Genomic DNA, 7,914 nt, shown 5'->3' with positions numbered 1-7,914 from the left:
TTCAACGCAGCGGGGATCAACGCAGCGGGGATCAACGCAGCGGGGATCAACGCAGCGGGGATCAACGCAGCGGGGATCAACGCAGCGGGGATCAACGCAGCGGGGATCAACGCAGCCCGAGGATCAGCCCAGGCCGCCCATGTTGACCATCCAGCTGACGCCGAACCTGTCGACGAGGTCGCCGTACTCGTCACCCCACATCTGCTTCTCCAGCGGCGTACCGACCTTGCCGCCCTCCGCGAGCGCGTTGAAGTAGTCGCGCAGCACCTCTTCGTCGCCGGACAGCGACACCGTGATGCTGGAGCCGGACCGGTACTCCATGCCGGGCGGCGTGTCGGCCGCCATGATCGTGTAGCCGAGCGAGGTCTCGAGCTGTGCGTGCATGATCTGGTCGGCCTGCGGCGTGTCCTGCATGCCGAACTCGCCGAAGGTGTTCATCTTCAGCTCGCCGCCGAAGACCGACTGGTAGAACTCCATCGCCTGGCGGGCCTGACCGTCGAAGCTGATGTACGGGTTGAGGCGAGTGGCCACCGGAATCGCTCCTTCTTCAGAGACGGACCCGCATACTCGCAAACCCTTGGCATGCCTACAACTTGAACTTCATCCAAGAAGAATTCTATTCAGTGACTCCCGGATCACCCTGTGCGACCTTGCCCGCGTACACGAGTGTGGCTTCCGGCGTGAGCGGGTGGAACGTCCCGGCGCGCACGTCGCGGTAGGCGCGTTCGAGCGGTGAGCGCTTGAAGAACGACCGTCCACCCAGGACCTCCATCGCGATGCTGACGACCTCGATCGCCTCGACGACGGCCTGGCGCTTGGCCAGCATCACGGTGGTGACGGTCTCGGCACCCGCGGTGTAGTCGTCGCCGAGTTCCTCGATCGAGCCCATCAGCGACCACCACGCGGTGCGCAGCTTGTAGTCCATCAGCCCGATCTGGCGCACGGCGTTCTTCGACGTCGATCGCACGGCCACGTCCCGCGCGCCCGACGCGATGCCGAAGTACGTCGCCCCGACCACCGGTGCGAAGTGGACGACGGCGGCGAACAGGGGAGCGCCGAACTCGCCGTAGGGCCGGCGGGCCGCGATCTTCTCGGCCGGGACGAACACGTCCTCCAGCACGACGTCGTGGCTGGCCGTGCCGCGCATGCCGAGCGTGTCCCAGGTTTCCTCGATGCGCACGCCGTCGGCGTTCAACGGAGCGCTGAAGTGCAGCACCTCCTCACCGAGGACGGCGCACGTGGCGACGACGTTCGCGCGCGGTGACTGGCTGCAGAACGCCTTGCGCCCGTTCACCAGGAAGCCGCCCTCGACGGGCGTCGCCGTCGTCGTCGGCCACAGCCAGTCCGATCCACCGCTGGTGGCGATGACCAGGCCTTCCGCGGCCACGCGCCGCAGCACGCCCTCCGCGTCCGGTGCGCCCTTGCGGCGCCGGTAGCACTGCATCAGCGTCAGGTACAGGTGCATGGTGACGGCCAGCGCGGTGGCGCCGTCGTGCCGTGCGAGCTCGGCCTGCGCGTAACAGACCTGGCGCATCGTGGCGCCGAGCCCGCCCAGTTCCTCGGGTACGGCCAACGCCAGGTAGCCCTCCTCGCGCATGGCCTCGTAGGCCTCGCTCACGAACGTGGCGTCCCGATCGTGCTCGGCCGCGTGGGCCGCCGCGATCGCGCCGATGCGCGCGGCCATGTCGGCGAACTTCGCGTCGTCGTCTCTGGTCACGGTGGGGAACGTGCTGGTCACCCGTGGTGCGTCAAGAGTTGTCATAGGATGAACGTAGGAACGCGCAAGCCCCGCGGGTAGTTCTGAAAGTGAACCGGACGGCGGTAACGAAACGTCCTCGGCGGCGGAAACTTCCCCTGTGAGGACCTATGCGCAGTACTGCCCGATCGTCCGCGCCGTCGAGGTGCTGGGCGACCGGTGGACGTTGCTGATCGTGCGGGACATGCTCGTCGGTGCCTCGCGCTTCAACGAGCTCTCACGCGGCCTGCCGGGGCTCTCCCGCGCGCTGCTGTCGCGGCGGCTGCGGCAGCTGGCGACCGCCGGTCTGGTGCAGCGCACCGGTGACGGCTACACGCTGACGCCGTCCGGGCAGGCGTTGCGCCCCCTGGTGTTCGGCCTCGCCGACTGGGGCGCCCGCTACGCGTTCGGCGACCCGCGTGCCGACGAGCTCGACCCCGAGGTGCTGATGTGGTGGATGCACGGCCGCATCGACACCGGCTCGCTGAGCAAGCGCGCGAACATCGAGGTCCGCATCAACGACCGCCACCGCACGTTCTGGCTCGTCCTCGAACCCGGCGACGCCTCGGTCTGCTACACCGACCCCGGCCTCGAGGTCGACGCCGTGCTGGCGTCCGACATCGCCACTCTCTACCGGATGTGGGAGGGGGAGTTCGAACTGCTCGACGCGGTGCGCGCGGGCACGATCGAGCTGACCGGCCCGCGCTGGGTGGTGCGCGGCCTGCCGGACTGGTTCAAGCTCAGCCCGGTCGCCGAGATCGTGCGTGCCGCGCGCGTCTGACCAGCGCGTTCGAGATCTTCGAGAAATTTCTGGGTTGTCGTGTCGATCCGGACTGGTGCCCGTTCGACGCATCAGTGGAAGGACACGACAGCCCAGGAGGAACCATGACCGCGCTCGCCACCGCCCCCGCCGCCACCGTCCGCAAGTCGGCCGCCGCCCGCCACGCCACGCTCGTGACGCGCGTGCTGACCGGCCTGCTCTTCACCACGACGGGCCTCAACGGGTGGCTGAACTTCATGCCCGCACCGGACCCCGGCACGATGGCGCCCGAAGCGGTCGCGTTCACCGCCGCCCTCGCCGCCACCGGCTACATGCTGCACCTGGCGTCCGTCGTGCAGGTCCTCGCCGGCGTCCTGCTGCTCACCGGCCGGTTCGTCCCGCTGGCACTGGCGCTGCTCGCCCCGATGATCGTGAACATCGTGCTGTACCACGTGTTCCTGGAGACCGAGGGCATCGCCGTGGGCCTGTTCGTGACCATCGCCGTGCTCGGCCTGGCGTGGGCCCACCGCGACGAGTTCCGCCCGATGCTGCGGGCCCGCTAGGCACTACCGCACGAACGCGGCCAGCATCCCCTGCACCTCGTAGACGTCGACGCCCTTGCCGAACTGCTTGGAGATCGGGGCGTCCGCGCCGGAGACCCAGATCTTCAGTTCGGCGTCGAGGTCGAAGTGCCCGGCCGTCTCGACCGAGAACTGCGTGATCGCCTTGTACGGCACGGAGTGGTACTCGACCTTCTTGCCCGTCATGCCCTGCTTGTCGACCAGGATCAGCCTCCGGTCGGTGAACAGGAACGAGTCGCGCACCAGCTGGTACGCCGCGTGGATCTGCTCACCGTGCGCCAGCAGCCGTCCGAACTCCTTCGCGGCGTCCCGCGGGTCGAGCTTCGACGCGTTCCCCATCATTCCGCTGAGAAGTCCCATACGTCCACGTTTACCAGGCTTTCCGAAACCTTGTCCCGGTGCTGGCCGGCTCCTGTCCGAGCCTTTCCCGTCGTCACCCCAAAGTGGATCTCAACAGCCACTCGATCGGGGAGAACGACACGATGCACAAGCACCTCATCGGAGCCGCCGGACTGGTCGGAGCGACCGCCCTGCTCGTCGGATGTTCCAGCGCCCCAGCGCAGACGTCCACCGGATCCGAGGCGAGGCCGTCGACCGAGCAGATCAAGGAGCTGTTCGCCGACTGGAACGCCTCCCTCGCGACGGGGGACGCCCAGAAGGTGGCCGATCGCTACGCTCCGAACGCGGTTCTGCTGCCCACGGTGTCGAACCAGGTGCGGTCCACGCGGGCCGAGATCGTCGACTACTTCGAGCACTTCCTGCAGAGCAAGCCGAGCGGGACGATCCTCGACTCGCACGTCGCCGTGCTGAACGCCGACGACGCGATCGACGCGGGCACCTACCGGTTCGCGCTCACCAAGGACGGCAAGCCGACGACCGTCGACGCCCGCTACACGTTCGTCTACGAGAAGATCGACGGGAAGTGGCTCATCGTGAACCACCACTCGTCGGCGATGCCGGAGCAAGTCTGATCCGCACGCACAGCCCGCCGCTCGACGCCTCCTCCAGCGACACCGCGCCGCCGTCGTCGGTGACGAGCTGCTTCACGATCGCGAGGCCGAGGCCCGAGCCGCCCCGGCCGGTGAGGCCCTGGCCGCGCCAGAACCTGTCGAACGCCCGCGCCCGGTCGGCCTCCGGCAGGCCGGGGCCGGCGTCGATGACCTCCACCGAGCCCGGCCGCGTCGTGCGGACGAGGATCGTGGCGCCGTCCGGGGACACCTCCAGCGCGTTGGACAGCACGTTGTCCAGCACCTGCTCGAGGTGCCCCGGCGTCGCGAGGACGCGGATGTCGAAGCCCTCGCTGACCAGGGAGATCGAGCGTTCGTCCGCGGCGGCCCGCCAGGCGGTGAACCGCTCCACGACGACGTCGAGCACCTGCACCGGTTCGGGGTGGGCGAGGTCGGCCTCGGCGCGGGCCAGCGCCAGCAAACCGTTGACCAGCCTGGACATCCGCACGACCTCGGCCGTCGCCATCTCGACGTCCTCGCGGACCGTCGGGTCGTCCACGCCGTCGGCCACGTTGTCGAGGCTGAGCCGCAGCGCCGTCAGCGGTGTGCGGAGCTGGTGCGAGGCGTCGCCGATGAACGCGCGCTGCGAGCCGACCAGCGTGCCGATCGTCTCGGTGGCGGTGTTCAGGGTGCGGGCGAGCGTGCGGGTCTCGGGCGGCCCGGTCTCCTCGGCCCGCGCGGTCAGGTCGCCGTCGCGCAGCCTGCCCGCCATCGAGTTCAGGTCGCGCAACGGCCGGGTGACCCGGCGGGCGAGCCACAGTCCCAGGAACGCCGCCACGATCAGCACACCCACGGCGAGCGCGGCGCGGAAACCCCAGATCTGCCAGAGCCTCTGCGTGATGGGACCGTCCGGATAGGACAGCCGGACGGCGCCGACGACCGTGCCGTCGGGTGTCTTCGCGGGCACCGTGAGCTTGAGGCCCTCGCCGTCCCAGTCCATCGCCTCGCCCTGGGGTTCGAGGACGTCGATCTGGCCGAGCGTCTGCCGTTCGTAGGCATCGATGAGTGCGCTCAACGACCGCCTGTCGCCGGAGGCGAGCAACAGTGCGGCGGTCTCGGCCTCGCGGCGCGCGGTGTTCTCCGCGTCGCCGTAGATCTGCTCGTTCAGCGTGAACGCCACCGGCACCGTGAAGGCGGCGATCGCCACCGCGACCAGCAGCACGTAGCTCCAGACGAGCTGCCGGATCACGAGAGCACCAGCCGGAAGCCCACGCCCCGCACGGTCTCCAGCGAGGCGGCGTCACCGAGCTTGCGGCGCAACACCCCGACGTGCACGTCGAGGGTTTTGGTCGGGCCGAACCAGTGCTCGTCCCACACCGCCTCCATGATCTGCTCGCGGGTGAACACCGCACCCGGATCCTCGGCCAGGAACGCCAGCAGGTCGAACTCCTTCGGCGTCAGCTCGACCTCACCACCGTCGAGGTGCACCCGCCGTCCGCGCCGGTCGATGCGCACCCGTCCATGAGCTACTTCCGGTTCTTTCTGAGCAGGCTGCACGCGCCTGAGGACCGCTCGCATCCGTGCGACGACCTCACGCACCCCGAACGGCTTCGTGACGTAGTCGTCCGCGCCGATCTCCAGCCCCACCACCCGGTCGACCTCGTCGGACCGCGCGCTGATCACGATGATCGGCACGTCCCCGCGCGCCCGCAGCTCACGGCAGACGTCGAGACCGTCCATGTCGGGCAGCCCGAGGTCGACGAGGACCAGGGCGAAGTCCCCCGCCACCAGCGCTTCCGCACCCGTGCGCACCCACCGGACCTCGAACCCGTAGCGGGACAGCCCACGCGTGAGCGATTCCGCGATCGGCTCGTCGTCCTCCACCAGCAGCACCCGCATGGGCGCAGATCATCGCACTGAACGCGGGAGGGCGTTCCGCAGCCGGATGCCGCTGTACTCGAGAGGACCGGCCACGACCTCGTCCACGAACGGCCACAGGTTGGCGAGCACGCGCAGTTCGATGCCCGCCTCCTCGTGCAACGCGAACAGGTCGCCGACCCGTTCCGCGGGCCCGAGCGGCACCACGGGTTCGGTCGCCACCATCGCGTGCCCGCCCCCTTCGCCCTTCTCGCCGAACGGCCGGAACGGTGTCGCGTCGAAGCGGTACGCGTACAGCTCCACGGTCCGCATCCGCTCCAGCCACCCGTACTCGACCGCGTGCACCCTGGCCGTCCCGGCGATGGTGAGCACGCGCGGGCACTGACGGGGGAACCAGTAGTCGGGGGAGCGGTGCGCGTCCACCGCCCACACGTACTCGCCGGCCTGCCGCGCGGTCGCCGCCACGTGCGGGACGAACCGGGTGATCGAAGGGTCCTCCGAGAAGTGCAACACCTGATCGTGTTCGGGCCGCATGTGGTCATACTGGCCCGCATGCGGAGGCTGACGCTCGCGGTTTTGCTGCTCCTCACCGCCTGTTCCCCGGGCGGCGACGACAACTCGGCCGGCTTCACCGCCGTAGACCTCACGGCCACGCCGGAAGCGTTGGCCACGCACGGCGAGACGCTGGTCATCGGTACCCGCCCGTCCGATCACCCCGAACTCGTCACCCGCACCAAAGACGGCAAAATCGCCAACTCCCGGCTCACCCCGGCGACCCCGTACGGCAAAGAAGCGCACTGGTACGGCATCACCTCCGACGGCACCACGATCACCGGCGTCGGCGGCGAACGCGGTGGCGCGCACGGCAACGTCCGCTGGAGCGCCTGGACCGGCGACACCCGTGCCATCAACGAGAAACCGCAGGCCTTCAGCACGTTCGGCGGGTACGGCGCGGGCGAGTTGATCGGGCCGGTGCGCACCTCGAAGGGCCCGTTGATCATCGGCACGTGGCAGAGCGCCAAGGCCGGTCTCGACATCGCCGCCTGGACCTACGCCGCCGACACGTGGACCCGGCAGCCCTCCGCGGGCACCGTCCTCGAGAGCTCGCAGGAACTCCTGCGCTTCCCGCTCGCCGTGACACCGGACGGCGACGGCGCCCTGGTGGCCGGCTGGCAGATCGCGAAGGGCGTGGTGAGCGCCGCGGTCTGGCGGTTCGACGGCACCGCCTGGACCACCGCCACCCTCCCGGACGGCGACGCCGCGCTGGCCGCCCGCTGCTGGGACGGCACCTGCCACGTCGTGGGCCGCGCTCAGGGCAAGCTCGCCTGGTGGTCGAGCGCGGGCGCGGAGTGGAAGAAGGTCACGACCCCGGAGATCCCCGTGGGCGACGACGACACCCTGGCCGCGCCGGTCGACGTCCTCGGCACACCGACGTTGCTCGTGGATCACGGCGGCGTGAAACTGGTGTCCGAAAAGGACGAAAGGCCCGCGGACGGCCCGTCCGGGAAGGTCGTGGCGGTGGAGAAGGCCGGGGATCAGGTTTTCGTGATCGCCGGCGGCCGTTTGTGGCGCCTTTCTTAGGCTGCCCTAATCCATCTGGCCGCGCCTGCTGTGACGTGGTTCACGCCGTTCGGGCTAGTCGTCGGTGAGCTGCTCGGACGTTCTCCCTGCTCCGCGTCGATGCAGTTACCGTGCACGCCTGAAGCGCTTCACAGCGTGATGCCCGGTTTCTGATCACATTGCGCTGCTTGTCCCACGTCTTCTGGTCAATGCATTCACCCAGATGCGTCACATCCATCCGTGGCGAGACAGAACTTCACGCTGAATACGGCGATCCGGACGCACAATGGTCACGCTTGGACACACAATTGACGAGAGTCAACTGTTGATGTGGCTGTTCCACCGGCCAATCCTTCACGCATGGGTGACTATGGCCCGGTCAGTGGGCCTCCACGCATTGGTGGGGGTGGGCAGCGGTCCGCCAGAACGGCGGTTAATCTCTTGCAACTCGTC

10 protein-coding genes are annotated in these 7,914 nt (G+C 69.0%); 4 read left to right on the top strand and 6 right to left on the bottom strand.

Going from position 1 to position 7,914, the window contains the following annotated elements; genetic code table 11:
- Positions 1–123 precede the first annotated feature (123 nt).
- Together PV646_RS32965 and PV646_RS32960 are read right to left on the bottom strand one after the other, a co-directional pair.
- Complete coding sequence (locus PV646_RS32965; RefSeq protein ID WP_500346205.1) at positions 124–531, bottom strand: VOC family protein; 408 nt, start codon at positions 529–531, stop codon at positions 124–126.
- Between the two features lie 85 nt (positions 532–616).
- Positions 617–1,717 (bottom strand): acyl-CoA dehydrogenase family protein, encoded by a 1,101-nt coding sequence (locus PV646_RS32960; protein ID WP_500346204.1) that lies wholly within the window; start codon positions 1,715–1,717, stop codon positions 617–619.
- A 139-nt stretch (positions 1,718–1,856) separates the two neighbouring features.
- Here PV646_RS32960 and PV646_RS32955 point away from each other — a divergent pair, with 139 nt between their 5' ends.
- Both PV646_RS32955 and PV646_RS32950 read left to right on the top strand, forming a co-directional pair.
- Positions 1,857–2,516: a winged helix-turn-helix transcriptional regulator gene (locus PV646_RS32955; protein ID WP_500346203.1), complete on the top strand. Its 660-nt coding sequence runs from the start codon at positions 1,857–1,859 to the stop codon at positions 2,514–2,516.
- 104 nt (positions 2,517–2,620) lie between these two features.
- On the top strand, positions 2,621–3,058 hold the full coding sequence (locus tag PV646_RS32950) for a DoxX family membrane protein (RefSeq protein ID WP_500346202.1): 438 nt from the start codon (positions 2,621–2,623) through the stop codon (positions 3,056–3,058).
- A 3-nt stretch (positions 3,059–3,061) separates the two neighbouring features.
- On the opposite strand, the gene PV646_RS32945 is transcribed toward PV646_RS32950, so the two are convergent.
- Positions 3,062–3,436, bottom strand: coding sequence for a PH domain-containing protein (locus PV646_RS32945; RefSeq protein WP_189156986.1), 375 nt, complete (start codon positions 3,434–3,436; stop codon positions 3,062–3,064).
- 83 nt (positions 3,437–3,519) lie between these two features.
- Here PV646_RS32945 and PV646_RS32940 point away from each other — a divergent pair, with 83 nt between their 5' ends.
- On the top strand, positions 3,520–4,047 hold the full coding sequence (locus tag PV646_RS32940) for an SgcJ/EcaC family oxidoreductase (protein WP_500346201.1): 528 nt from the start codon (positions 3,520–3,522) through the stop codon (positions 4,045–4,047).
- Here PV646_RS32940 and PV646_RS32935 read toward each other — a convergent pair.
- Genes PV646_RS32935 through PV646_RS32925 form a run of 3 tightly spaced genes read right to left on the bottom strand, consistent with a single transcriptional unit; the run spans position 4,004 to position 6,435 of the window.
- A complete protein-coding gene (locus PV646_RS32935; RefSeq protein ID WP_500346200.1) occupies positions 4,004–5,272 on the bottom strand; it encodes a sensor histidine kinase in 1,269 nt (422 codons plus the stop codon). The two genes, PV646_RS32940 and PV646_RS32935, sit on opposite strands and share 44 nt — an antisense overlap.
- A complete protein-coding gene (locus PV646_RS32930; RefSeq protein ID WP_500346199.1) occupies positions 5,269–5,922 on the bottom strand; it encodes a response regulator transcription factor in 654 nt (217 codons plus the stop codon). Before PV646_RS32930 ends, PV646_RS32935 begins: the two co-directional genes overlap by 4 nt.
- Before the next feature lie 9 nt (positions 5,923–5,931).
- A complete protein-coding gene (locus PV646_RS32925) occupies positions 5,932–6,435 on the bottom strand; it encodes a DUF6886 family protein (RefSeq protein WP_500346198.1) in 504 nt (167 codons plus the stop codon).
- Between the two features lie 18 nt (positions 6,436–6,453).
- On the opposite strand from PV646_RS32925, the gene PV646_RS32920 reads away from it, so the two are divergent.
- The gene (locus PV646_RS32920; RefSeq protein WP_500346197.1) at positions 6,454–7,482 is read left to right on the top strand and encodes a hypothetical protein; all 1,029 of its coding nucleotides are present in this window, start codon (positions 6,454–6,456) and stop codon (positions 7,480–7,482) included.
- Positions 7,483–7,914: the final 432 nt, after the last annotated feature.

Source organism: Streptomyces sp. ID05-26A, assembly GCF_033794685.1.
Classification (GTDB): Bacteria; Actinomycetota; Actinomycetes; order Mycobacteriales; family Pseudonocardiaceae; genus Lentzea.
Note: the sequence above shows the minus strand (reverse complement) of the source record. Positions and strands in the feature narration are given on the sequence as shown.

Coding starts and splice junctions, on each gene's coding strand:
- PV646_RS32950 (WP_500346202.1), top strand. CDS start 2,621: ATGACCGCGCTCGCCACCGCCCCCGCCGCCACCGTCCGCAAGTCGGCC.
- PV646_RS32945 (WP_189156986.1), bottom strand. CDS start 3,436: ATGGGACTTCTCAGCGGAATGATGGGGAACGCGTCGAAGCTCGACCCG.
- PV646_RS32930 (WP_500346199.1), bottom strand. CDS start 5,922: ATGCGGGTGCTGCTGGTGGAGGACGACGAGCCGATCGCGGAATCGCTC.
- PV646_RS32925 (WP_500346198.1), bottom strand. CDS start 6,435: ATGCGGCCCGAACACGATCAGGTGTTGCACTTCTCGGAGGACCCTTCG.
- PV646_RS32920 (WP_500346197.1), top strand. CDS start 6,454: ATGCGGAGGCTGACGCTCGCGGTTTTGCTGCTCCTCACCGCCTGTTCC.